The sequence below is a fragment of the Cupriavidus sp. Met-2 genome (genome assembly GCF_049843575.1).
In the GTDB taxonomy this organism is placed as follows: Bacteria; Pseudomonadota; Gammaproteobacteria; order Burkholderiales; family Burkholderiaceae; genus Cupriavidus; species Cupriavidus metallidurans.
In genome coordinates this window covers 1-23,410 of record NZ_JBBHZL010000025.1, presented here as the reverse complement: position 1 = coordinate 23,410, position 23,410 = coordinate 1, and the positions used below count along the sequence as shown (strand labels likewise).

Here is a 23,410-nt window from a genome sequence, read left to right as displayed (position 1 = left end):
GGGGTGATCGTACTTTTGGTGCTAAATCTGGCGGTTTGGTTTGAATTTCTCTTATAGATCAATGCCTTGTGCGGCAGCGCATTTCCCGGTTGCTGTTCCTTCCGGTGCAAAATCTGGCGCATTTCAGGCCAGCGCTGCTATCTCCTCGCGCCCCGTACTCACGGCACGTGCTTAAAAAATGGTTTCAGGCAGCGAATGCCTCGCCGAACTGCCGGGCCCGCTTGACATCATCGGTATGTAAGTAGATGGACGTGGTCGAAATTGAGGCGTGGCGCAGGTTGTCGCGCACAGCGCTCAGTTCGACACCCTTGGCCAGCGCGTGGGTCGCGTGGGTGTGCCGCATCCAGTGTGGTGTCGCCCGGCGGAGCTTCTCTGCCAACGCTGGATGATCGCCTTCGATGATGTCCGCTGCGAGCCTGAAGAATCGGCGCATGACTTCCCACAGGCGCAGGGGCGTGATGCCGGTTTCACCACCATCCAGGCTACCGATTAAGGGCGTAGTGGGGTTCCAGCGAGCGCGGCTGACAGGGAGCTCGCGCTCCAGCAGGTAGCGTTCCAGCGCTGCCCGCGCCAAGGGCGTCAATGCGACCCTAGCGGGCTTGCCACCTTTGCCGACCAGGTGCAGCCAGTGATCGCCCAAGGCGTCGGCGTCGAGGTGACGCAACGCGGCATTGGCCAGTTCGCTGATCCGCAGCCCGGTCGCGTATCCGAAATCCAGCAGGAAGCGAAGCCGTTGTGCGGCCGCAGCTTGCCAGCCGTACGACCACTCGAGGCCGTTGGCGATGGTCCGTACCAGCAGCCATTCGCCTTCGGTGAACGCGTGCGTGGTTTCCACGGCCATGGCACGCTGGCTGCCGCGCACCTTGATACCCGCAAATGGGTTGGCAAGCACATAGCGTTGTTCCACCAGCCAGCGGAACAAGGCGCTGAGTACGGCCAGCGCATGTGCGACCGAGCGCGCCGAGAGGTTATCGACAAACGGGCGCCAGTCCGGCGACGTGCGTGGCCGTGGTGGTCCGACCCAGCGCTCGCGCGGCGTGGGTCTGCGCAAAAATGCCCGATAGTCGGTCGCATCCTTGGTCGTCAAGGATGAAAGGGCCTTCCCTCGCGCTACGATGGCCCACAGGATCAGCCGTTCGGCTTCCTTGCGGTAGGCGCGCTGCGTGGCCGGCGATTCGTGCAGGGCCAGCCAAGCCTGGATGGCCTCGTAATCATTGTCCACACCCAGAATGCAGGTCGACAGCGGAGCGCGGAAGGCGCCGGCGGAGCCGTCGACCTCGTGGGGCAGCCGCAGGTGTTCCCACGGCGTCACGATGGACCGTCGGTCGGCGACGATCAAAGCGCGGGCACGTTCGGTTAGCACCGGGTGTGCGGCAAAGAATGCCTCGATCTGGCGGGCGCTGGTGACTCCGAGCCCCGGCACGGCGGTCCACCACTGTCGCCGGCGGGGGATTCGAACGGTTAGGTCGGCCAGAGTGTTGATGCCAGCGGCCTGCAGCGCGCGTACGGCGCGCGCTGGCAGCCACTGTGCCACGGCATCGCTGATCTGTGGCGAAGGCGCGGGGGTTACACGCAGTTGCTCGATGGCCGCCGCAGCTGCCCGGGCGTAGCCCACGCGCTCGGTGGCAGAGCACACGAAGACTTCCGCCAGGTCGGGGCGCTGGCGCTGCCGGGCATACTGAACGAGTTGGCGCCGGATCGCTCCGATGATGCCTCTTGCCGATTGGCCATCGCCAATCCGATCACGCAGGTAGCGGTCGGCCGACTCACGCGAGGAAGCGCCCTCGTACCAGGCGCGCAGCGTGGCAAGAGCGGCGGGGTCGGGCAGGCCATCGGGAACAGTTAGGCGTCGGGGCATTTTGTGTGGAGCAAGTTACGTACCAAGATATTGGTACAGAGATAATAACTCTTATCTCTGTACCCATGATTCGAAACGTTGCCGAGGCATGGGCACACCTGTCCCTGGGGCGCGCGAGGCGGCATTGGGGGGAGGGTCGGCGGGCATGGGCTAGAATCGGCTGTGGGCTACAACGCCCGTCACGAACCGTGGGCGGGGCCGAGCAGACTGCCCGCCGTTATCTTCCCCCGCCATGCCAATCGCCTATCCTGGGGCCCAATCCTTGCGCGAGCGCGCCGACGCAGTCCTGTGGATCAAGTCACAGATGGCCCGGCTCGGGCTGAGCTATGAGCAACTCCTGGCGGCAGGCTGTTTCGCGGCGCCCGGCGTAGCCGGAGGCTCTGCCTCAGGCGTCATCAAATTTCGGGACGCCGCTGGCCACGCCTGGAATGGCGTGGGCGACCTGCCGGATTGGTTGCAGCGCGCGGTCAATGCGGGGCAGTCGATCGAGCATTTCCGCGCAGAGCAAAAGGTATAGCTTGGCGGAGGGCCGTACCCGACCCGTTACCGCCGCTGATCACACAGCATGTCAACGACCACTTGTTGAGTGGAAGCGGCCGTCCAATGCCGTTGTGGTGAAGCAACCAATGGCGACACCGACGCATATCGCGACACAGGATCGAAATTCAGAAGCTGTCGCAGCCGGTAAAAAGCGTCCCAATTGCAATCGCGTACCGCGAGTTTCCTTCCATGCCAGTACCCGGGTGATCATGCTTGTTCCCATTTTTTGCGCTACTTCGATACGGCGGCGCTGAACGAGAAGGCATCGAACACAGTCACGCTGTCCGCCTTCGTCCAGACGCCAACTGCGCCGGCGCCACTGATGTGCTCGTCCGTTACGTCAATCTGTCGTTTGCCGTCCAGGGAAACCTGGATATGACTCCCGGCGAATTCCACGCGCAATGTGTGCCAGACCCGGGCGGCGACTGGTGTTTCCTGATACTTGATCGTGTGCCTGCGTCCGCCGATCGTGTAATACAGAGAGACGTTGTTCTCCAATGCGTTTGCTCTCGCGACGTAGTACTGGTTACCGTCCTTCCAGCGCCAAACCACCCCACCGGCCTGATCATCCCGACCAGCGATCGGCTTGAACTTCACCTCGACATACCCGTCAGTAATAGAGGCGTCCTGCTTCACGCACCACGGAAAATCGCCGGAGCCAGACTGCTTGAGCACATTGGCCCCATTTGGCGCGGTCGGGTCGGCCTCAATGGTCCATTTCGGCTGGCCACGTCCGGTGACGCCAGCCAGCCACCCTGCGGGCAACGCCCCTTGCTTGTCTTGACTGAACATGACGGTCTCCCCCAATGTGGGCAGGGTCATCAGTAAAAGTAGTGGAGTGAGTAAGATCCGCTTCATCCGGCCCCCCGGTGCGTTCACGCAGGCATTTTTGGTGGCCACTGATGCGTTTCCGCCTGGCAACTCTGACACCATGCATACAGCGCGTCGTACATCACCATGCCGCGTTCAAGCATTTCATGGTCGTCGGTGAAGACGTGAGACAGCCCCAGTGAAATCGCATAGAGTCCGCTCGACTGCGGTGTCAGGTCCAACCGTGATGTATCCGCGCCGCGCACAATGCCGGCCAGTTGCTGCAGGGCCGGATCACCGCCGAGCTTGTACCTATCAAGAAACGCATCGAAGCTGCAAAGCTCGCCCACATGCGTCAGCTCAACACCAGGGATGTCATAAGGAATGGCACCGGATTCGTTGGCGATGCGCACGACGTCTGCGGCCGGCACGTACAGGAAGTCCGGCGTCTCGTCGATGAAGCGTGCGATCAGCCACGGGCAGGCGATGCGATCGATCTTGGGGCGTTCACGCGTGATCCATTTCATGGCGCAGTCCGTGGTTTGCTAACCGTGGGATGACTACCGGCGGCCCATTCTTCGAGACCGCCGACCAGATACGACGCATCAAAGCCAGCGGCTTCCAGCAGCGCTGCGCAGTCTTGGCCAACTTGGTGGCCGCGAACGCAATAGACGATGACCGGGCGGTTTGCGTCGAGAGTGGAAATCCAGTGGCCAAGGTCATCGGGGTTGCGCCAGATGGCCCCCGTGATAATTTGGTCACTCGCATCGAACGCTGCCTTGCGTCTGACGTCGATCAATTGCGGTGAGTCGAGGGCTTGCAAAGCCGCGGCGAGTTCACGGGAGGTGGTAGCATTCGGCATGGGCAATCCTGCGTCGGTTATTGCTGAGCTGTGGCAGCAAAGCGGGTTGCCACGCGTTGCCAACTGATGTTCGGCAGGAACGCATCGACATACGCGGCCGCCTTGGCGCCGTAATCCATGTGGTAGGAGTGCTCATACATGTCGAGCGCCAGGATGGGTGTGGCGCCTGCGAGCGTATGGGCGTGATCCGACGCCCACTGGTTGACGAGCCGCCCGTCGCGCGGCGAATAGGTGAGCAACACCCAGCCCGAGCCACCGCCAAGCGCCTTGCCCATTGCCGTGAATTCGGCCTGCCAGCGCGAGACCGAGCCAAAATCGCGCTCGATAGCGGCTTTCAGGTTGCCTTCCAGCGGCCCGCCATCGCCAAGGCTGTCGAAGTACACCTCGTGCAAGATCATCGAATTCGTGGCGATGAGTTCCTCACGTTTCAGCCCATTGAGTACGAACACAGGTGCGGTCGCGACATCCAATGCGACAAGCTCCGCCGTAATGGCATTCAGTCGCTTGACTGCGCCACCGTAGTTGTTCTCGTAGTGGCTGAAGATTAGTTTCTCGGACAGGCCTGGCAACCCCGCCGGATCGCATGAGAGCGGCTTCATCTGGTAAGTCATCGTGTCTCCTGTGGCGATTCAGTGGTGCAGCAGCGGATAGGCGAGCAGGCCGATCGCGGCGGCACCTGCAACAATCATGGGCTCGGACAGTTTCTTGAACTTCAGCAGCAGTGCAACGGTGACCAGTGCCAGCAACACCGTGGGGATATCGATGATCGAGCGCTTGGCCAGCACGATGACCGCGCCCGTGATCGCGCCGATGGCGGCTGCCGTGACACCATCCACGAACGCCAGGATGGCGGGCAGCTTCCCGTATTTCTTGAAGTACGGTGCCGGTAGGATCGTGAACAGGTAGCAGGGCAGGAACGTTGCCGCCGCTGCCATGCAGGCCCCCGGCAGTCCTGCGACCAGATAGCCGATGAAGCCGACGGTGATGACTACCGGGCCAGGCGTAATCATGGCCACGGCCACGGCGTCCACAAACTGCTTGTCGTTCAACCAGTGGTGTTCGGTCACCACGCCGCCATACAGGAACGGCACGATGGCGAGCCCCGAGCCGAAGACGAACGCACCGGCCTTGGCGAAGAACACCCCGATCTGCGAGAGCAGTGGCCAGTCCACGGTACTTAGCAGACCACTTGCCGCCGGCAACGGTGCTGCCGCCATCGCATTGAGCTTGCCTTGGCGGAACCATTTGGGCGGTGCACGCCAGAACCAGACCAGAACGCCAGCCGCCAGAAATAGCCAAGCCACCTCCGATTCGGTGATGACCGTCACTGCTGCGAGCACCAGGTAGATGCACCACAGCAGTTTGTCCTTACCAACACTCTTCTTGGTCAGCTTGTAGGCACTGATCGCAATGATGCCGATGACGGCGGCACCCACCCCGTAGAACACGGACTGCATCCACGTCAGTCCACCGAAGCGCGTGTATGCCCAGCCGAGTGCCAACACCATCAGGAAAGAGGGCAACACAAAGGCGATGCCGACGAGCGTCGCGCCCAGGATGCGGTAATGCACATAGCCAAGGTAGATCGCCAGTTGGGCCGCCATGGGCCCTGGCGCCAGTTGTGCCAGCGCGATGCCTTCCTTGTAGTCGGCGTCGGTGATCCACTGGCGCGCGTCCACCAGATCACGGTGCATGTAGCCGGCCAGGGCCACCGGGCCACCAAAGCCGAAGGTGCCGAGTCGCAGGAAGTAAAGCACCAGTTGCCGTAGCGTGTAGCCGGGGCGCTTATGGGTTGACTGGTCCGATGCGGTATCGGCTGGTTGGGGCGAGTTCATCGTTAGTCTTGAGGTGTGAAATTGATTGGCGAATTTGGATTAGCGCTTGCGGCTACTGGAGAAGTGCAGATGGAGCGAATCGAGGACATGGCTCATCTCGTCCAGCAGGGCATCATCGTCGGACAGCCGCTCACGGGCACCGGTCAGCACGGCTTCAAAGCCGCTCGCTTCCGCGACGGGCATGCCGCCGATGTCGAGTACATGAATCATCTGGCCAAGGCGCGCCAGCCCCTTGTCCTCGTCGAGCCCAAAGCTGGCGAGCAACACTTCAAAGGAAACGCGGTCGCCGATATGCGTGAACGTCGCGCCATCGAAGTCGAATCCCAACGCGTCGTCCGGGCATTCGTGCATGTCGGCGAGCCAGAGGAAGGTGGCGTGGGGATCGATGAAGCGCCGGATCAGCCAGGCACAGGCGACGCGGTCCACCCAGAGGTGCCGGCGTGTCGCCCAGTGCCGCCCCTGATACTGGGTGGGATCACGTCGTGGGATGCTGCCGGCTACCCCATGTGGTTCGCCCGGCGACAGGAGAATGTCAACGGCCGCGTTGAAGTCGCGCCATTGCGCTTCGGCCCGGGCCGAAGCGTCGTTGGGGAAGAAGTCGATATGGCGAATCGCGTCGAATCCCCGGCCGTGGCGGCGCACGAGGCGCAGCAATTCCGCTTCGTCCGTGTCGCCCAACGTTGCGCGCGCACCGGAGAGTTCGGCCGCCCAGGCCGCGTATTCGGCCGACCGGTCGAACAATGCGCGATACTCGGCATCCTCTCGCGCATCGTTCGTGTGGACCGAGAGGATCCAAACCTTGCCGTCTTCGCTGGTCGCGTCGGCAGCGAGCTTTTCGAGCTGGCCGCGCAATCCCGGCTGGTCGGGCAGAAGGTAAGCGCCGTCCCGCAACGACGCGCCGCCGAGCGACTTGATGCCGCGCCACAGTCGCATACGCGGGGTCGCAGCCGATGTCGGCAGGCTGACGATCAGCAGCAGCCAGGTGGCTTGGGGGCTGGATGGGAGAGGATTCATGCGCCAAGCGTAGCTGGCCGTAGTCGCCTCTTCAATGTTGTAGAGATCTCTACAATTCAAATATTCGATACGGATGCGAGGGTGTCTGCCGCTTAGCGCCGTATTAGCTAGGTCAACAGCTTGGAGATCAGCAATGGCTGACATCGACGAATGGCTAAATAGCGCCTCAAGGATCATACGAAAGGCGTCTTCCGAAACGGACATCGCGGAAATTCAGAGGCGGATCGCGGCAGAACCGACGCAAGAAGTCCTTGTCGCGCGCCACGATGTGTGGCGAGCCGTCCTCTGTGCCGCTGTGGCGGCGCTGGTGGCGTACGCGGCAATGGACCGAGTGGCCACGAGCCTGGTGGTCAGGACTGGACCGACCTGGGTGGCAACGCCGTCTGCCGCATCGCCGTTCGGCCTGCTGATCGGCGAATGATGACGCCGCGAACCCGACGCCTGTCCATTTCCACGCTGGTTGGCGCGCTAGTCGGCATTTCCGTGGCGATTGCAGGTGTCTATGTCACGCGTTCCTCGCATGAACGGCACACCGACTTGCATGAAATGCTGCACGAAGCCGTGCCGCTCGACGCCAACGAGCGCGAAATTCTCGAACTGAAAGAAGAGGCATTTGCCCAGCGCCGTCGGGAGATCGAGATGCGGTTGCGGGCGGCGAACGGAAAGCTGGCGAACGCCATCGCCAGAAATCCAAACTGGTCGCCCGAGGTCGAGGCCGCAACCCAGGAGGTCGAGCGCGCCGCCGGCGACCTGCAGCGCGCCACGCTGGTCCATGTGCTCGAGATGCGTGCCGGTCTCAAGCCCGAGCATCGGCCTGCCTACGACCGCGTCCTTGTCGATGCGCTTCGCCGTGGATCGCAGTGAATCCCGACGACGCGGACAAATTGCTCGCCCGCCAGGCGGCCGAAGGCAACCAGCGCGCGTTCGGTCAGCTTGTGGAACGGCATGGCATCGCGCTGGCTCAGGCTGCGCGCAGCTTTGGTATTCCCGAGACCGACGTTGACGACGTCGTACAGGACACCTTTGTCGCCGCATGGCACGCGCTGGATGATTTTGATCGAGACAGGCCGTTTCGCGCGTGGCTTTTCCGCATTGGACTCAACAAGATGCGGGACCTGTATCGCTTCCGGCGCGTCAGACAATTCCTTTTCGGCGCTGAGGACCTTGGCGACATGGAACTGGCCGGCGGGGTCGCACACGATGAGCCGGGCCCGGAACAGCACGTGGCAGCGCGCCGGGACCTGGCACGCGTAGTCAAGACCCTGGACAAGCTGGACAAGGGCTCGCGCGAAGCGATTGTATTGACGGCAATCGTGGGAATGTCCCAGCCGGAAGCAGCAGCCGTGCTTGGCATGAGCGTGAAAGCCATCGAGGGGCGCATTGCGCGTGCGCGGGCCAAACTTGCCGCCGTACTCGAGGCGGGCTCCCAAAAATAAAGACCCAATCCGACGAGGGGAAGCACCACCTGGATTCGTATAGAGAGGAATAGTAGTCAACCTTCTCTCTTCGATGAAACAGGTGATTTTTTCGTTGCTTTGCCGGCCTCGCTACCTCAGCGTGGCGTTGTGGTGCCTGCCTGCCGCATTGAGCCATGCCGCCGAGGCGCCTCCCTATCAGAACCTGTTGCAGCAGTCACTGGCACTTGCCCCGGCAATGGTCGCGCAGGCGGCCAATGTTCGCGCCGCCGGCGCCGACGCCGCTCAGTCCCGTGCCTGGCTCAACCCGCGGATCGATACCGTGCTGGAGAACTTGGGCGCCCCGGCAAGCGAAGGCGTAAGCCAGCGCCAGAATACCTATTCGATCACGCAGCCTTTTGAAATTGGGGGCAAGCGGGGCGCGCGCATCGAGGTCGGAGAACGCAACTTCGCCGCAGCACAGGCGCGAGAGCGGCAGGCTCAGGTGGCCTATGCCGCGGAACTCGCTGTGGTCTACGCAACCGCAGAAGCGATGCTGGGGCGCCAGGCGCTGGCGACCGAAAATCTGGCACGCGCCAATGAGGAGCTGGCGGCGGCGCGTGCCCTCGTCGATTCCGGGAAAGAGGCCAGTTTGCGCAGCGCGCAGGCAAGAGCCAGTGTGTCGGCGGCGCAGGCTGCCGAGGCGGCAGCCACCAACGACGCCACGCAAGCATTGGCAAGGTTGTCCGCGCTGTCTGGCGCCTCGGAGCCCTATACGGCGGTCACGAGTTCCTTGCTGACGGCCCAGCCGGCCATCCTGAATGCTCCCACCGCGCTTGGCGAGTCCCCCTCGGTGCGCGCTGCCGAAGCCGAACGCAATGCATTGGACGCCCAGGTGGACGTCGAAAGAAAGCGCTGGATCCCCGATGTCGGCGTCAGCGCGGGGGTACGCCGCTATGGCTGGACCAATGCCAGTGGCTACGTGGTGGGCGTGACGGCTTCCCTTCCGTTGTTTGACCAGAACCGCAATGGCATCAACGCTGCCGTCGAACGCGTCGCGGCTGCGCAGGCGCGGCTCGACAGCATTCGGCTTGAGGCGAATGCCGTACGCCAGTCCGCCATCTCCCAAGTGGCCACGACGGAAAAGCAACTCGCCGCGGCTAGCGAGGGAGAACAGGCGGCTACGGAAGCCTATCGCATGGGGCGCATTGGTTATGAATCAGGCAAGACGCCGCTGATGGAACTGCTGGTCGTGCGACGTGCACTGATCGAAGCCCGGCAACTGACGATTGACGCGCGCCTGGCGCGCGTGCGCGCCTTGGCGGCGCTGGCTCAGGCAGACGGCCGTCTGGCATTTGAGGAATCACGATGATGAAGAACGAGCGTCGGTCTGTGAACTGGCCAATGGTAGCTGGGGTGGCCGCAGTGGCGGCGGCGGTGGGTTTCGGCGCGGCGAGACTGTCTGGGCCGGAGAAGTTGCCCGCATCGTCACAGGCTGCAGAAGCGAAGAAGCCGGGAGTCACGGCGGAAAAAGCTGGCCCACAAGAGGTCAAAATTCCGGCCGCCTACCTTGCGGCCGCCAACATCGCGGTGGAGCCGGTAGCGAGCGCAGCAGTCGGCGCGGAAATCCTGGCGCCGGCCACGGTGGCAGCAGTGCTCGGCAGCGAGGCGGTTATCGTGTCGCGCGCCGCCGGCGCCGTGCAGCGTATTCAGCGCCGGCTTGGCGATTCCGTGCGGGCGGGTGATGTGCTGGCCGTGGTCGATAGCCCCGATGCAGCCGCCATGGCTGCCGAGCGCAAGGTCGCGCAGGCGAAGGCCGATCTCGCGCGCAAGACCTACGAGCGCGAGGCAAGCTTATTCCAGCAGGGCGTCACGCCCCGTCAGGAAATGGAAGCAGCGAAATCCGCGCTCGAAGTTGCGCAGGCCGAAGCGCAGCGCGCTGCCACGGTGGCCCAGTCCGCGCATCTGGCCAGCGACGGGCGCTCGGTGGCCGTCGTCAGCCCGATTGCGGGCAAGATCACGGCCCAGTCCGTCACGCTGGGCGCTTTCGTGGCCCCCCAGGCGGAACTCTTCCGCGTGGCCGGCACCGGTGCCGTGCAGGTGGAGGCCGCCGTGACCGCCGCCGATACGAACCGCATTGCCACCGGTAGCGACGCCACCATTGTGCTGGCCAACGGCTCGCCGCTGCCGGCGCGCGTGCAGGCGGTCACGCCGACTGTGACAGGTAGCGCGCGTGCCGCGACGGTGGTCGTGGTGCCGGCGCAGCCGACTGATCGGCTCGTGGTGGGCGAAGGCGTCCAGGTGCGCCTGCGCACGGCGGCGAGCGATGCCGCTTCCCTTTCTGTGCCGGAAGACGCGGTGCAGAACCTCGACGGCCGCGACGTCCTCTTCGTCCGCACGCAGGAAGGCTTCCGTCCACGTCCCGTGCTGGTGGGTACCCGTAGCGGTGGTTCGGCGCAAATCCTCTCCGGTGTACAGCCCGGCGAACAGGTGGCCACCCGCAATGCCTTCCTGGTCAAGGCGGAAATGAACAAGGGCGGCGGGGACGAGGAATGATCGAGCGTATCCTCAGCGGCTCGGTCCGCTATCGCTGGCTGGTTCTGTTCCTCACGGCAATCGTCGCGATCATTGGCGCCTGGCAACTCAACCTGCTGCCGATCGATGTCACGCCTGACATCACGAACAAGCAGGTCCAGATCAACACCGTGGTGCCGACGATGAGCCCGGTGGAAGTGGAAAAGCGCGTCACGTATCCGATCGAGACGGCTATTTCCGGTCTGAACGGTGTCGAGAGCACGCGCTCGATGTCGCGTAACGGCTTCAGCCAGGTGACCGTGATCTTCAAAGAGAGCGCGAACCTGTACTTCATGCGCCAGCAGGTAACCGAACGGCTGGCCCAGGCGCGTCCGAACCTGCCGGGAAATGTCGAGCCGCAGATGGGACCGGTATCGACGGGGCTGGGTGAGGTCTTTCACTACAGCGTCGAGTACCAGTATCCGGACGGCACCGGCGCCCCCATCAAGGACAGCGAGCCGGGCTGGCAGAGCGACGGCAGCTTTCTGACCGAGCGTGGCGAGCGTCTCGATGATCGCGTCTCAAGGCTCGCCTATCTGCGCACGGTGCAGGATTGGATCATCCGGCCGCAGTTGCGCACGACGCCTGGCGTGGCCGACGTCGATTCACTCGGCGGTTACGTCAAGCAGTTTGTCGTCGAGCCTGACACCGCCAAATTGGCAGCCTACGGCATTTCCTATGGCGAGCTTGCGCAGGCACTTGAGGATGCCAATCTGTCAGTCGGCGCGAACTTTATCCGGCGCTCCGGAGAGTCATACCTGGTGCGCGCCGATGCCCGGATCAAATCGGCCGACGAAATATCCCGGGCTGTGATTGCCCAACGACAGGGTGTGCCGATCACGGTGGGACACGTCGCAGCGGTCAAGATTGGCGGAGAACTGCGGTCCGGTGCCGCCAGCCGCAATGGCAACGAAACCGTGGTGGGCAGCGCGCTGATGCTCGTTGGGGCCAACAGCCGCACCGTGGCGCAAGCCGTGGGCGACAAACTGGACCAGATCTCGAAGACGCTGCCGCCAGGCGTGCTGATCGTTCCTACTCTCAATCGCTCCCAACTGGTGATTGCGACCATCGAAACGGTGGCGAAGAACCTGGTGGAAGGAGCGCTGCTGGTGGTGGCAATCCTGTTCGCCCTGCTGGGCAACTGGCGTGCGGCGGCCATTGCCGCCCTGGTCATTCCGCTGTCCATGCTGGTCAGCGCGATCGGCATGAATCAGCTCAATATTTCCGGCAACCTGATGAGCCTGGGGGCGTTGGACTTCGGCCTGATCATTGACGGGGCGGTCATCATCGTGGAGAACTCGCTCAGGAGGCTGGCTGAGCGGCAGCACCACGAGGGGCGTGTGCTGACACTCAATGAGCGGCTGGAAGAAGTTATCCAGTCCTCCCGCGAAATGGTCCGTCCGACGGTCTACGGCCAGCTCGTGATCTTCATGGTCTTCCTGCCATGCCTGACCTTCCAGGGAGTGGAAGGCAAGATGTTCTCCCCGATGGTGATTACGCTGATGCTGGCACTCGCGTCGGCCTTTGTGCTGTCGCTGACCTTCGTGCCCGCCATGGTGGCAGTGCTGCTGCGCAAGAAGGTGGCTGAGAAGGAGGTGCGCATCATCGCGGCAACCAAGCAGCGCTACCGGCCGTGGCTTGAGCTTGCCGTGGCGCGCCCAATGCCGTTCATTGGCACCGGTGTTGCGACGCTGGCGATCGCGGCGGCGGCCTTCACGTTTGTCGGACGCGAATTCATGCCGACGCTCGACGAGCAGAACTTGAACCTGTCGTCGGTGCGTATTCCGTCGACGTCGATCGACCAGTCGGTCGCCATCGATCTGCCACTTGAACGCGCTGTGCTGTCGCTGCCGGAAGTCCAAACGGTGTATTCGAAGGCGGGCACGGCCAGCCTGGCGGCCGACCCGATGCCGCCGAACGCTTCGGACAACTACATCATCCTGAAACCGAAGGACGAGTGGCCGGAGGGGGTCACGAGCAAGGAACAGGTTATCGAGCGCATTCGCGAGAAGACCGCGCCGATGGTCGGCAATAACTATGATGTGACGCAGCCGATCGAGATGCGGTTCAACGAACTGATCGGCGGCGTGCGTAGCGACGTCGCCGTGAAGGTCTATGGCGAAAACCTGGACGAACTGGCGGCCACGGCTCAGCGCATCGCGGGCGTGCTGAGAAAAACCCCGGGAGCCACCGACGTTCGCGTGCCACTAACCAGCGGTTTCCCGACCTTCGACATCGTCTTCGATCGCGCCGCAATCGCCCGCTATGGCCTGACGGTCAAGGAAGTGGCTGATACGGTGTCCGCGGCTATGGCGGGTCGGCAATCCGGGCAGATCTTCGATGGCGATCGCCGTTTCGACATCGTGGTTCGCCTGCCGGGCGAGCAGCGTGGGAACCTCGACGTCCTCGGCGCGCTTCCGGTCATGCTGCCAGCGGTTGACGGTCAGCCTCGTGCCTCGGTACCGCTACGCCAACTCGTGCAGTTCCGGTTCACGCAGGGTCTCAATGAAGTCAGCCGCGACAATGGCAAGCGTCGTGTGTACGTGGAAACCAATGTGGGCAGCCGCGATCTGGGCAGCTTCGTGGACGATGCCGCGGATCGCATCGCCAAGGAAGTCAAGCTACCGCCAGGCATGTATATCGAGTGGGGCGGCCAATTCCAGAATCTGCAGGCGGCAACCAAGCGCCTGGCCATCATCGTACCGCTGTGCTTCATCCTGATCGCCGCGACACTGTACATGGCGATCGGCAGCGCCGCACTGACGGCGACCGTACTGACGGCAGTGCCCCTGGCGCTGGCTGGCGGCGTGTTCGCACTGCTCCTGCGCGGCATCCCGTTCTCGATCTCGGCGGCCGTCGGTTTCATTGCGGTGTCGGGTGTGGCTGTGCTGAACGGACTGGTACTGATTTCAGCTATCCGGAAGCGGCTTGAAGATGGCATGACACCGCACAGTGCGGTGATCGACGGTGCCATGGAACGGGTCCGGCCGGTGCTGATGACTGCCGCAGTGGCATCGCTCGGTTTTGTTCCGATGGCCATTGCCACCGGCACCGGTGCGGAAGTCCAGAAGCCGCTGGCCACCGTCGTCATCGGTGGACTCATCACCGCAACCGTGCTGACATTGTTTGTGCTGCCGGCACTTTGCGGCATGGTGCTGAAGCGCCGGGCCGCCGGCCGGCCGGAAGCGCAAGCCGTGCTAGAAATGTGAGTTCGCGAGTCCACTTTAGCCCCATCCCCTGATCCGCCATGTCCATTCGTACCGCATCTCCGGCATTACTGGCCGCTCTGCTATTCGGTGCAAGCACGCCGCTGGCCAAGGCGCTGACCGGTTCAGTTGCCCCGCTCTTGCTGGCCGGGCTGCTATATCTGGGCAGCGGCTTCGGCTTGGCCCTTGTGCTCGCGATCCGAAGAATCTGGGCGAAGCCTGATCCGGGAAATGATCATGGTGGCATTCCGCGAGCAGAGGTGCCGTGGCTAATTGGCGCAATCCTTGCGGGCGGCGTGGCGGGGCCAGCGTTGCTAATGACTGGCCTCGTCTCGACCAACGCCGCGTCGGCATCCCTGCTGCTGAACGTGGAGGGTGTGTTCACGGCCGTCATCGCCTGGGTGGTGTTCAAGGAGAACGCCGACCGACAGATTGTTCTGGGGATGATCGCGATCGTGGCCGGCGGCTTGCTGCTTTCCTGGCAGCCGGGCAGCCTGCAGATGTCGACTGGCGCGCTGCTTATCGTCGGCGCTTGCCTGTGCTGGGCGGTTGACAACAACCTGACCCGCAAGGTCTCCAGCAATGACGCGCTACTCGTCGCCTGCCTGAAGGGTGTTGTCGCTGGACTATGCAACACGACGCTCGCCCTGATGCATGGGGCTGTGTTTCCACCGCTCAGTACCGCGACAGGTGCGCTGGTCGTCGGATTCGCCGGATACGGTGTGAGTCTCGCCTTGTTTGTGGTGGCGCTGCGTCTGTTGGGCACTGCGCGAACCGGTGCGTATTTCTCGGTCGCACCATTGTTTGGAGTCCTGATCTCATTTGTGATCTGGCCTGAAGTGCCAGGCTTGGCTTTCTGGCTTGCCGCGGCGCTGATGGCATTGGGCGTGTGGTTGCACCTGCGCGAGCGGCACGAGCACGAGCATACCCATGAGCCACTGGCGCACAGCCACTCGCATCGACACGACGAGCATCATCAGCATGAGCACGACTTCCCATGGGATGGCAAGGAGCCCCACAGACACTGGCACGCGCACGAGGTGATGGTACACAAGCATCCGCATTATCCGGACGTGCATCATCGTCATTCGCATTAGCGTGGCACTGCCTCCGCACTGTTGAAAATCGCTTGAGGGTCCTCCGACCACTTTCTCTACCTTGAGCTAAAGGAAGCTCAAGTTTCGGTAGTGCAAGACGAGGAGGCTTTCTCAGTACAGATTCCATGGTGCGTTCCTCATGAACCTGTCGCGCGCTGCCCGTGTGCGGCGTCCAGCAACATCTCCTGATACAGATGGAGCGGGAAACGCAGCGTGCCCCGGAAGTTGATATGTCCGAAGTGCGCTGGCCCCATTCTCCGTAGCCAGTCATCATCGATCCTCTGCCCCTTCTGGCGCCAGGCATCCACTGTCACCTGCATGCGCTGCGTGTTCCACGCAATCACCAGATTGGTGAGCAGGGTCAGTGAGCCCGAGATCGCGATCATCTCGTCACGCCGACGGCCCCGTTCTGGCGCGACCTTGCCGGTGTAGACCGCACGCTGGAGCTGATGGACTGACTCTCCGCGATTGAGCAGGGTATGCAACTCCCGCCGGAATTCTGGATTGCCAAAATAGTCGCATAGGAACAGCGTCCGCAGCAGCTTGCCGAGCTGATCGGCGGCACGATAGACGGCATCACCCTGTGCGGCACTGCCGAAGCGCTGAAGGGCAACCACGGCGCTGACGCGTCCGGACTTGATAGATGCCACCAGCCGCAGCAAGCCGTCCCAGCCATCACGAATAGCCTTGAGAGAGATTTCATGGGCGACGACCGGTGTCAGCTTGTCCGGGGCGGCCAATCGCCGCGGCAAGTAGAGCTTGCGCTCGGCCAGATTGCGCAGACGCGGGCACAGATCGAATCCAAGCAGCTTCGCAACCGCCATGCCGACGCTCGTATATCCATGCGTGTCGACGGAAAGTCGAAGCAAGCCACCGTCGTCGCGCGTGTCATTGTGGCGCACGACGCCTTCGATCGCGACGCCAGCTTGTCGCTCGTTGAGCACGATCGGCTGGTTGTACACAATTCCGTGCTGGTCCAGCACGTGCGTATAGATTCCGACCGCGTGGGTGCGCCGCCGGGGATCGGCGCGGGCATAGAAAAGGTGGGGTGAGGTGTCGAGGCTCATGGAGTCGCTCGAGGCTCGTTGTCCGTCTCCCCATAGTTCGGTGATCGTGTGAGTCCGCTGGAACTCAATTACCCGATCATTGGCACGTGCCAGTCGGCCTGGCATCTCCAACGCGCGCATCAGTGTTGAAATGTGCGCCGCGTCCAGCTGGGGAATCATCGCTGCGACAGCCTTGGCATCGATCTCAGTGCCGTGTGCGATCAGCGCGCCGTACAACGCCACGAGTTCGTTCGCGTCACGCGCTCTTCGGGCCAGGAGGACTGCGCTGAAGCCGGTGCGGGCGTCCATCTCCATGATCAGATCCGCGAACTGGGCTGTACCGATGGCCTTGAAGAGCATGTCGCGTGTCTTGCGAGGCAGACCATCCGTGGGCAGCGCCTCCAATGCCGACAGGTGCAGCGTACCGTCTGAGCCGATCGTGACCCGGCCGGCCTCGCGCGCCTCATCCAAGGCCGCAAGATTCACCTTGAGGTGCTCCGACAGGCGGTCGATAAACGCATTGGCCGTCGATGGCAATGCCAGCGACGACAGATGTCGGTCGCGTTCGTTTTCCCATTGCGTCGATGGAATCAGCAGTTGATCCCGTTCCCGGAAAGATAGACTGTGATGAATCCACACGGAGCCACGTCGCAGGCCTTTGCGCAGGCCGGTGATTGCCGAGGCTTCCAACGCATGCAGTGCACGTTTGCGATCGTCATTCTCGATAAGGTCATGCCAACTGCCGCTGGCTGGCACCTCACTGCCGCGGGGTAGCTCACTCGCACCGCTATCGTGCAATTTGGTAACGAGCGCCAATTGGCGCAGGCTGGGTTCCGCTTCCCGGCCGGCAAAATCCAGTTCCCGCAGCGATGTGAGTAGAGCTCGGATCCGCTGATTGTCCTCAGTCAGTGTCTCGCGCACACTGGCTGCATGGCTCATGGCGGGCTTGCTAGGTAAATCCCCCAGCAGCTTGCCGATCTCCGCGAGCCGCTCCTCGGCCGAACGTTCGGCCTCGCCGACGAGCATCTTGATCGCTAGCAGGCGCTGGCGGTAATCCGCGGCAGAGCGGGCCTGCTTGGTCGTGGTCTTTTCGTAGGCCTGTCGGACCAGATCGGAGACCCGTCGCCCTGTCTGATAAAGCAGGGAGTCTGTCAATTCCAGTAAGGTCACTCGAAGGAAGAAAACCAGTTCCAGCGTGCGCGTCGACGCCTTCAGTTCTCTGATCTTAACGGGGCGGCGCGCCTCGATGCGCTTGGCCCAGGCCCGCTGCTTCTCCATAGGCACCGCGTCCAGTTGCCAGGTATGCGCTCCGAGTTCCTTCAGGAATCGTATTTTCTCGAGCGTTTCGGCAATGGTTGTCGGGCTGTGACGTGCTGGCGGGGTCTTCAGCCACTCAAGAACGGTCACTCCCGACGTTTCGTGACGGGTCGACAGAACCGCGTCCGCACGCGCAAGTTGAGATTCCGGGATGGTAGCCTCGATCATGGCTACCACAGCTCGCTCGATTTCCGCCCAGATCGAGCGGCCGAGATCGCGCAACGCTCGCTCGGCCGGGATCAGGATCCGCCGCTCGTATAGCCAGGAGCGCGCGTGCTGTAGCAGGTCCTCGGGCGTCAGAGATTCTTTTGCATCCTGGCGCATCCACGCCCCAAGCCCTGCCCAATGGTCTGGCCCAATCCGTGTCAGCCCGAGATAGTCGCAGGCCCAGACTTGGTGGTCATAGAGCGTCTTGTAGCGGTGATACATGGTCCGCAGCGACGCGATGGTTGGCGTCGGCACGCCAAGGCGCTCACCGATGTAACGCAGCAACTGACGCGGCAGGGTGCCGACATGGTCCAGCGTATGGCCGCTCGCCCGAAGAAAGACCAGCTGGATTGCCGCGCCGGCGCGCCAGTCTCGTCGAAACCGCTCATTCACTTCCGCCATGTCGCTGTCGGTGAGCGCAAAGTACCGCTCCACGTCGAACTCCGACATTTTGGCGGGCAAGCGGTCGATTCCCACATAGCGAAATTCCATGCCTGGCATTTCCCTACCTCCTTGCGGCGGCGCGGTGCGTGGGCAGCTATGTTACCGCGAGATCTCTCAGAGTCTGCCGACGGTCGCGGGAGTCGACCGACAAGCCCTGCCAGTAACGGCTTTCAGGGAAAGCGCCAGATTTAGCACGAAAAGTACGATTACCCCTTCACCGACTTTTTCGTTGATTTGGCGACCGTTTCCGGCCTCATTGCCGCGATTACTGCAACTGCGGACGGATTTGTCCCAGCGAACGCATGCGCACGAGGTTGTAGGCGGCCATGCTCAGCACAAACATTTGATCGACCTTCTTTAGTCCGCGCACCATCACCTGGCGCATGCGCCCAACGGTCTTGGCCCATCCAAAGCCTTGTTCAATCAGCTTGCGCTTCTGCTGTGAGATGGCATAACCCTTGGTGCCTGCAATGGCGTCGGGAACGGCCGAGCGGCGGCCAGAGGTGTTTTGTGCGACGTGCGGCGTCACCTTCAACTCCAGGCAGGCTTGAATGAACTCGTGCGCGTCGTAGCCCTTGTCCGCACCCACGGTGACTTCCACATTCAGGTCCTCAATCACCTGCCTGGCATCGTTGAGCATGACCTTCGCGGCCTCGCGCTCGGCGTGTCCGTCCGCATTGGTCACCATGGCGCTCACCACCAGGCCGTGGCGGTTGTCGCTCAGGGTATGACCCATGTAACGCAGTTCACTGGCGGTTTTGCCCTTGCGGTACAGCTTGGCATCGGGATCGGTTTTGGACTCGTGCGTCTCGTTGCTGCGCTTTTCACCCTTGAAGTCAGCACCGTCGTTATCGTCTTGGTCGTCGCCATCCTTGCGTACAAAGCTCTTGTGGCCAGCCCACGCCTTAATCAACGTGCCGTCGACGCTGAAGTGCTCGCCCGACAGCCAGTCCTTCTTCTGCGCGATGGCCAGCACTTCGTTGAAGAAGTCGATCACAGCATCGTGCTTGATCAGCCGTTCCCGGTTCTTGCTGAAGACGCTGGGCACCCAGACCACATCATCCATCGCCAGGCCAATGAACCAGCGAAACAGCAAGTTGTAGTGCGTCTGTTCCATGAGCTGGCGCTCCGACCGGACGCTGTAGAGCACCTGCAGCAGCATGGCCCGCAGCAACTTCTCCGGCGCGATGCTGGGCCGGCCACCCTTGATATCGGCCTCGTACATTTGCGCGAACAGCCGATCCATCTTCGCCAGCGCCTGGTTCGCCATGGTGCGGATCGCGCGCAGGGGGTGGGACTTCGGCACGAAATCTTCCAGCCGCCGCATGGTGAACAAACTTTCGGTGAAGGTGTCAGCGCCGCGCATGAACGTGGGATTGTATGGAGTCCTCAGATTAACGATTCAGCAAGTCGTCGCGCTGACGTTCGCTGCCGGTATTTCAGCAGCCTGTTAAGGCTCAACTCTTTCGTCGGGCGCGTCGCGCCTCTTGGGCGTCGAACTGGGCCGATACGGCGGCCGCCCACTCGCGGTGACACACTTCCGAGCAACAGGGGATCCAGCCGTCATCGCCTGTGGCGACAGGTTTGCCACAACCGTTTGCGCACCATCGGGCGCGTTCCACGTAGGCAGCCGTGGCCACCCGCTCGGACCGGAGGCGCTTTGCGCTGGCCAGCTTGCGGGCTGCCTTTTCGGCTGCTCGCACCCGTTGGATCGGCGATGGTACGTTCGAGAATGTAGTTGCGGCCCATGTCTGCCCCGCCAGGAACGTTAGCCTACGGTTCTGCTTGGTGCCCCACTGGCTTTAGGGGTTGCCATTCGCCCGCCGTATATTCGACCCGCGGCAGTTCGCCGTTGGCAATACGGTGCCGGAGATCCGCGAGCAAGCCAATTGGTGCTTCGCCGTTGGCTGCGCGCTTTGCCGCCGTAATGCCGATGCTGTAGCGACCCCCGCACGCCGGGCAGTCGTAGAGATAGCCGTCGGTACTCTGATGCAACGCCCGGCGCTCCGCCGGCATGTGACACAGCGCGCAAGGCACTCCTTCGTTGATTCGTTGCACAGCCGCCTCCATCGTCGAGATATGCCTAACTATTGTCCGAGGGCGATTGCTTGCCGGGCGCGGCGCTTTGATGGCTAGCCCGCGACTTACGCTCCAGCGCTCCCCCGCGTCGCAAGTCTACTGGCTTGCGCGGCTCTCGCTCATTTCGGGCGCGCACGAGGCGACCGTCGACCAACTGGGCGGTGAGTTCCTTCACCTGAGCGTTGGCTTGCTCCTCCCGCGCTGAAACTGCATGAAGCTCTAGCTCGACGCGCTCTCGCGCCTTCTTCTCGCCCTCCAGCCGGGCGGTCGCAACCGCTGAAGCCTGTTCCGCTGTAACTCGATCGGCGCGTTCCTTCTCAACCGTGGCGCGCGCTGCATTCAAGTCATCTTCGAGCCGCGGAAGGGCTTCCAGCCGCAACAGTGCCTTGGCCAGGTCCGTCCTGACACTCGCGGCCGCGGTACGCTCCTGCTCCGCTTCAGCACGGGCAACCTGAAGGTCAGCACCCTGCTGCTCCGCACGGCCCGCTAACGAATCCCGCTCAGACTGACAGGCAGCCAATTCCACCTGCAAAGCCTCGACTTGGCCGAGGAGGCGCTCGTTCTCCATGCCGAGATCCGTATTGAGCTGCTGCTGCTCTGCTAACTCCGCAGATAACTCAACCTTGCCTTCGGCAACGAGCTGTGCGAGATGGTCGGCGAGGACGCGCTGCAATGGCGCTGGCAGTGCAAGCGGCGCTTCGGGAACCTTCACCTGGTTCCCTTTCCACACATTCAGCATACGCAGCACGGTTGCCTGAGACCCGATGTCCCCCAACTCTTTGCGCACGTCGCGAACCGATGGCTGTTTGCTGCCGGCGGCACGCAGAGCGTTCGCCGCAGCATTCACCTGTTCCTGGGTGATAGACGCTTCCCGTACCATAAGAACTCCGTTCGTTACGTTTCGTTATGTTACGAATGTTATGTTATGAGCGTTATGGCCACAAGGAGATTTCGCGTGCTCTTGACTTCGGGCCGCCGGCCGTAAGCTGGAAGAACAATTTCCGCCATACAGCAACGATGCCCGCAATCCAGTTCGACCTCTTTCCGCGTAACACCACCGTTCAATTCGACGCGTCGGCTCCGCCGCTTCTGGTCCTCGCCTGCTCCGGGAAAAAAGCCGCGGTCCGCGCCCCTGCCCTGCAGCTCTACCAAGGCGTGATGTACCAGACCTACCGTGCTCACGTTCAATGCAGCGCTGCGCCGCTCGTGGTGATCTTGTCGGCCAAGCATGGATTCGTCGCACCCGACGAGGCGCTGGATCCCTACGACCAGTGGATGACGTCTGTGCGGGCTGACGAGATTCTTGAGCGGCTGCACCAGTGCGTGGTCCAAGTGGCCTGGCCCAGCCGAGCCAGCAGGGTGTTTCTGGCGGGCGGACAACACTACCGGCGTGTGATGCGCGCCGCGATTGGCGTGGTTGGCACGCCGGAGCTTCCCATCGGCGAAGTCAGTGGAGGGATCGGCTACCAACGCTCCCAGCTTGCCGATTTTCTTGATCGCCAGGCCCCTGCTCTTGCTGAGCCAATTGGCGCCTTCCCCAATGGCACACCGATTTTCCGCAGACATGGTTGGATCGAGGTGGGCGCCACGACGCGCCTGGTCTACCGTGCCGCACCGCAGTTACCTGCGTGCAAGGCGCGGGTGATGTCTCTCTTCGCAGGGCCAAGCGGACCCACAGCCGAAGTGGAGGTCGAGTGCGAGACGCGCGGCCGCCCGAGACTGAGCACGCGATGGGTGAGCGTCGCGGATCTGCGGGAGCCGTTATGAGCGATGCTGACAATCAGCGCGCGCTGCTTCTACGGGTCAGGCCAAGATAAAGCCAAACCGCTATCATAAGCATTTGGGTTATATAGAAGGAAGTCGAACTGCATCCTTCAGATATAAACAAGAACTCGCTGCCCGCGCGCAGCCACACCCAATGTCGCTAGGGAGCGGAGAACGCTGCCCCGATTTGGCGCGCACGTTTCACCTCGTCGCCGTGCAGGTAGATCGAGGTGGTTGAGATCGACGCGTGCCGCAGGTTGTCCCGCACCGTCGTCAATTCCGCGCCGCGCGCCAGCGCATGGGTGGCATGGGTGTGCCGCATCCAGTGGGGACTGGCCTGCCGCAGCTTTTCGGCGGCAGCCGGGTGGTCGTCCTGAATCAGCTCCGCTGCTTGCAGGAAGAATCGTCGCAACACGCCCCACAGGCGCGTGCCGGTGATACCGCTGGACGACTCCTGGCCCAGGCCGCCGATCAACGGGGTATGCGGGTCCCAGCGCGCCGGCGTGACCGGCAGGCCGCGCTCCACCAGATAGTGGTCGAGTGCCACGCGCGCCAACGGCGGTAGTGCCACCTTTCCCGCCTTGGCCCCCTTGCCTACCAGATTGAGCCAATGGTCGCCCTGCCCGTCGGTCTCGATGTCACCCAGCTTCGCAGAAACGAGTTCGCTGGCCCGCAACCCGGTCGCATAGCCGAAGTCGAGCAAGAACCGCAGGCGCTGGGCTGCCGGCGCCTCCCACCCATAGGACCATTCCAGTCCGTTGGCGAGCGTGCGCACCAGCATCCATTCCCCCTCGGTGAACGCGTGCGACGTATCCAGCGGCGCTGTCCGCGCGCTGCCGCGCACCTTGATGCCCGCAAAGGGGTTGGCCAGCAGGTACCGCTGCTGGATCAGCCAACGGAACAGGGCACCGAGCACCGACAAGGCGTAGGCCGTCGAGCGGGCCGACAGGCCCTGCGCAAACGGCCGCCATTCGGGCGAGGTGCGTGGCCGCGGCGGTCCCACCCAGCGCTTGTGTGGGGTCGGCCGGCGCAGGAAAGTGCGATAGGCAATCGCGTCCTCGGTGGTGAGCGACGACAGCGGCCGCTCGCGCTCGACGATCGCCCACAGGATCAGCCGTTCGGCTTCCTTGCGATAGGCTCGCTGGGTGGCAGGCGACTCGTGCAGCGCGAGCCAGGCCTGGACCGCGTCGTAGTCGTTGTCCGCATTGAGGGTGCAGGTTTGCCGCGGCGCACGAAAAGTTCCGGACGAGCCGTCGACTTCGTGGGGCAGGCGCAGTTGCTCCCACGGCACGATTTCCCCGCGGTCCGTCACGGCGATCAGCGCACGGGCGCGCTCGGTGAGCTGTGGGTGTTCGGCAAAGAA

21 protein-coding genes are annotated in these 23,410 nt (G+C 62.9%); 9 read left to right on the top strand and 12 right to left on the bottom strand.

Translation table 11 applies throughout. The features are described 5' to 3' along the window. Positions 1-184 precede the first annotated feature (184 nt). Complete coding sequence (locus WD006_RS28570; protein ID WP_029306638.1) at positions 185-1,858, bottom strand: site-specific integrase; 1,674 nt, start codon at positions 1,856-1,858, stop codon at positions 185-187. A gap of 304 nt (positions 1,859-2,162) precedes the next feature. Here WD006_RS28570 and WD006_RS28565 point away from each other — a divergent pair, with 304 nt between their 5' ends. Then, entirely contained in the window at positions 2,163-2,375 is a 213-nt protein-coding gene (locus WD006_RS28565) for a DNA-binding protein (protein WP_412093861.1), read from the top strand. 254 nt (positions 2,376-2,629) lie between these two features. Here the strand turns inward: WD006_RS28565 and WD006_RS28560 are convergent, their stop codons facing one another. From WD006_RS28560 to WD006_RS28535, 6 genes are read right to left on the bottom strand one after another with little or no spacing between them, the layout of a single operon-like run. Next, complete coding sequence (locus WD006_RS28560) at positions 2,630-3,256, bottom strand: hypothetical protein (protein WP_017515956.1); 627 nt, start codon at positions 3,254-3,256, stop codon at positions 2,630-2,632. Between the two features lie 17 nt (positions 3,257-3,273). Next, positions 3,274-3,735 (bottom strand): chromate resistance protein ChrB domain-containing protein, encoded by a 462-nt coding sequence (locus WD006_RS28555; RefSeq protein ID WP_024570398.1) that lies wholly within the window; start codon positions 3,733-3,735, stop codon positions 3,274-3,276. After that, positions 3,732-4,070 carry a rhodanese family chromate resistance protein ChrE gene (chrE, locus tag WD006_RS28550; RefSeq protein ID WP_017515810.1) on the bottom strand — a complete coding sequence of 113 codons (339 nt, stop codon included), beginning with the start codon at positions 4,068-4,070 and terminating at the stop codon, positions 3,732-3,734. The genes WD006_RS28555 and chrE overlap by 4 nt, the downstream gene beginning before the upstream one ends. A gap of 17 nt (positions 4,071-4,087) precedes the next feature. Beyond that, positions 4,088-4,681, bottom strand: a complete 594-nt coding sequence (locus WD006_RS28545) for a superoxide dismutase (protein WP_017515809.1) — start codon at positions 4,679-4,681, stop codon at positions 4,088-4,090. 18 nt (positions 4,682-4,699) lie between these two features. Further along, complete coding sequence (locus tag WD006_RS28540; protein ID WP_024570397.1) at positions 4,700-5,905, bottom strand: chromate transporter; 1,206 nt, start codon at positions 5,903-5,905, stop codon at positions 4,700-4,702. 39 nt (positions 5,906-5,944) lie between these two features. Then, complete coding sequence (locus WD006_RS28535) at positions 5,945-6,919, bottom strand: chromate resistance protein ChrB domain-containing protein (protein WP_017514989.1); 975 nt, start codon at positions 6,917-6,919, stop codon at positions 5,945-5,947. A gap of 133 nt (positions 6,920-7,052) precedes the next feature. Here WD006_RS28535 and WD006_RS28530 point away from each other — a divergent pair, with 133 nt between their 5' ends. The 7 genes from WD006_RS28530 to WD006_RS28500 all read left to right on the top strand — a co-directional run bounded on the left by WD006_RS28530 (position 7,053) and on the right by WD006_RS28500 (position 15,190). Further along, on the top strand, positions 7,053-7,340 hold the full coding sequence (locus WD006_RS28530) for a CnrY/NccY family anti-sigma factor (RefSeq protein WP_017514988.1): 288 nt from the start codon (positions 7,053-7,055) through the stop codon (positions 7,338-7,340). Then, positions 7,337-7,783 carry a periplasmic heavy metal sensor gene (locus tag WD006_RS28525; RefSeq protein WP_375199154.1) on the top strand — a complete coding sequence of 149 codons (447 nt, stop codon included), beginning with the start codon at positions 7,337-7,339 and terminating at the stop codon, positions 7,781-7,783. The genes WD006_RS28530 and WD006_RS28525 overlap by 4 nt, the downstream gene beginning before the upstream one ends. Beyond that, complete coding sequence (locus WD006_RS28520; RefSeq protein WP_017514986.1) at positions 7,780-8,355, top strand: RNA polymerase sigma factor; 576 nt, start codon at positions 7,780-7,782, stop codon at positions 8,353-8,355. Before WD006_RS28525 ends, WD006_RS28520 begins: the two co-directional genes overlap by 4 nt. Positions 8,356-8,428: 73 nt before the next feature. Then, the gene (locus tag WD006_RS28515) at positions 8,429-9,685 is read left to right on the top strand and encodes a TolC family protein (RefSeq protein WP_024570395.1); all 1,257 of its coding nucleotides are present in this window, start codon (positions 8,429-8,431) and stop codon (positions 9,683-9,685) included. Next, the gene (gene czcB / locus WD006_RS28510) at positions 9,682-10,869 is read left to right on the top strand and encodes a CzcB/NccB family metal efflux transporter periplasmic adaptor subunit (RefSeq protein WP_024570394.1); all 1,188 of its coding nucleotides are present in this window, start codon (positions 9,682-9,684) and stop codon (positions 10,867-10,869) included. The genes WD006_RS28515 and czcB overlap by 4 nt, the downstream gene beginning before the upstream one ends. Then, positions 10,866-14,096: a CusA/CzcA family heavy metal efflux RND transporter gene (locus WD006_RS28505; RefSeq protein ID WP_024570393.1), complete on the top strand. Its 3,231-nt coding sequence runs from the start codon at positions 10,866-10,868 to the stop codon at positions 14,094-14,096. The genes czcB and WD006_RS28505 overlap by 4 nt, the downstream gene beginning before the upstream one ends. Positions 14,097-14,134: 38 nt before the next feature. Then, complete coding sequence (locus WD006_RS28500) at positions 14,135-15,190, top strand: DMT family transporter (RefSeq protein ID WP_024570392.1); 1,056 nt, start codon at positions 14,135-14,137, stop codon at positions 15,188-15,190. A gap of 137 nt (positions 15,191-15,327) precedes the next feature. Here WD006_RS28500 and WD006_RS28495 read toward each other — a convergent pair whose 3' ends face one another. The 4 genes from WD006_RS28495 to WD006_RS28480 all read right to left on the bottom strand — a co-directional run bounded on the left by WD006_RS28495 (position 15,328) and on the right by WD006_RS28480 (position 21,163). Beyond that, positions 15,328-18,261 (bottom strand): Tn3 family transposase, encoded by a 2,934-nt coding sequence (locus WD006_RS28495; protein WP_024570391.1) that lies wholly within the window; start codon positions 18,259-18,261, stop codon positions 15,328-15,330. 208 nt (positions 18,262-18,469) lie between these two features. Further along, on the bottom strand, positions 18,470-19,570 hold the full coding sequence (locus WD006_RS28490; protein WP_011515952.1) for an IS5-like element ISRme1 family transposase: 1,101 nt from the start codon (positions 19,568-19,570) through the stop codon (positions 18,470-18,472). Positions 19,571-19,977: 407 nt separating this feature from the next. Next, the gene (locus WD006_RS28485; protein ID WP_141192900.1) at positions 19,978-20,262 is read right to left on the bottom strand and encodes a hypothetical protein; all 285 of its coding nucleotides are present in this window, start codon (positions 20,260-20,262) and stop codon (positions 19,978-19,980) included. Positions 20,263-20,287: 25 nt separating this feature from the next. Then, positions 20,288-21,163, bottom strand: a complete 876-nt coding sequence (locus WD006_RS28480) for a DNA-binding protein (RefSeq protein WP_008647960.1) — start codon at positions 21,161-21,163, stop codon at positions 20,288-20,290. Between the two features lie 35 nt (positions 21,164-21,198). Here WD006_RS28480 and WD006_RS28475 point away from each other — a divergent pair, with 35 nt between their 5' ends. Continuing rightward, complete coding sequence (locus WD006_RS28475; RefSeq protein WP_236734495.1) at positions 21,199-22,050, top strand: DUF6884 domain-containing protein; 852 nt, start codon at positions 21,199-21,201, stop codon at positions 22,048-22,050. Between the two features lie 157 nt (positions 22,051-22,207). On the opposite strand, the gene WD006_RS28470 is transcribed toward WD006_RS28475, so the two are convergent. Next, positions 22,208-23,410 (bottom strand): tyrosine-type recombinase/integrase (locus WD006_RS28470; RefSeq protein WP_029306640.1); only part of this gene is annotated, 1,203 nt, incomplete at its 5' end.

Bases quoted from the DNA above. Each gene is read 5' to 3' on its own strand.
- WD006_RS28480 (WP_008647960.1), bottom strand. From the start codon at position 21,163: ATGGTACGGGAAGCGTCTATCACCCAGGAACAGGTGAATGCTGCGGCG.
- WD006_RS28565 (WP_412093861.1), top strand. From the start codon at position 2,163: ATGGCCCGGCTCGGGCTGAGCTATGAGCAACTCCTGGCGGCAGGCTGT.
- WD006_RS28555 (WP_024570398.1), bottom strand. From the start codon at position 3,735: ATGAAATGGATCACGCGTGAACGCCCCAAGATCGATCGCATCGCCTGC.
- WD006_RS28535 (WP_017514989.1), bottom strand. From the start codon at position 6,919: ATGAATCCTCTCCCATCCAGCCCCCAAGCCACCTGGCTGCTGCTGATC.
- WD006_RS28570 (WP_029306638.1), bottom strand. From the start codon at position 1,858: ATGCCCCGACGCCTAACTGTTCCCGATGGCCTGCCCGACCCCGCCGCT.
- WD006_RS28530 (WP_017514988.1), top strand. From the start codon at position 7,053: ATGGCTGACATCGACGAATGGCTAAATAGCGCCTCAAGGATCATACGA.
- WD006_RS28495 (WP_024570391.1), bottom strand. From the start codon at position 18,261: ATGCCAGGCATGGAATTTCGCTATGTGGGAATCGACCGCTTGCCCGCC.
- WD006_RS28560 (WP_017515956.1), bottom strand. From the start codon at position 3,256: ATGAAGCGGATCTTACTCACTCCACTACTTTTACTGATGACCCTGCCC.
- WD006_RS28505 (WP_024570393.1), top strand. From the start codon at position 10,866: ATGATCGAGCGTATCCTCAGCGGCTCGGTCCGCTATCGCTGGCTGGTT.
- chrE (WP_017515810.1), bottom strand. From the start codon at position 4,070: ATGCCGAATGCTACCACCTCCCGTGAACTCGCCGCGGCTTTGCAAGCC.
- WD006_RS28540 (WP_024570397.1), bottom strand. From the start codon at position 5,905: ATGAACTCGCCCCAACCAGCCGATACCGCATCGGACCAGTCAACCCAT.
- WD006_RS28515 (WP_024570395.1), top strand. From the start codon at position 8,429: ATGAAACAGGTGATTTTTTCGTTGCTTTGCCGGCCTCGCTACCTCAGC.
- WD006_RS28545 (WP_017515809.1), bottom strand. From the start codon at position 4,681: ATGACTTACCAGATGAAGCCGCTCTCATGCGATCCGGCGGGGTTGCCA.
- WD006_RS28500 (WP_024570392.1), top strand. From the start codon at position 14,135: ATGTCCATTCGTACCGCATCTCCGGCATTACTGGCCGCTCTGCTATTC.
- WD006_RS28475 (WP_236734495.1), top strand. From the start codon at position 21,199: ATGTTATGTTATGAGCGTTATGGCCACAAGGAGATTTCGCGTGCTCTT.
- WD006_RS28525 (WP_375199154.1), top strand. From the start codon at position 7,337: ATGATGACGCCGCGAACCCGACGCCTGTCCATTTCCACGCTGGTTGGC.
- czcB (WP_024570394.1), top strand. From the start codon at position 9,682: ATGATGAAGAACGAGCGTCGGTCTGTGAACTGGCCAATGGTAGCTGGG.
- WD006_RS28490 (WP_011515952.1), bottom strand. From the start codon at position 19,570: ATGCGCGGCGCTGACACCTTCACCGAAAGTTTGTTCACCATGCGGCGG.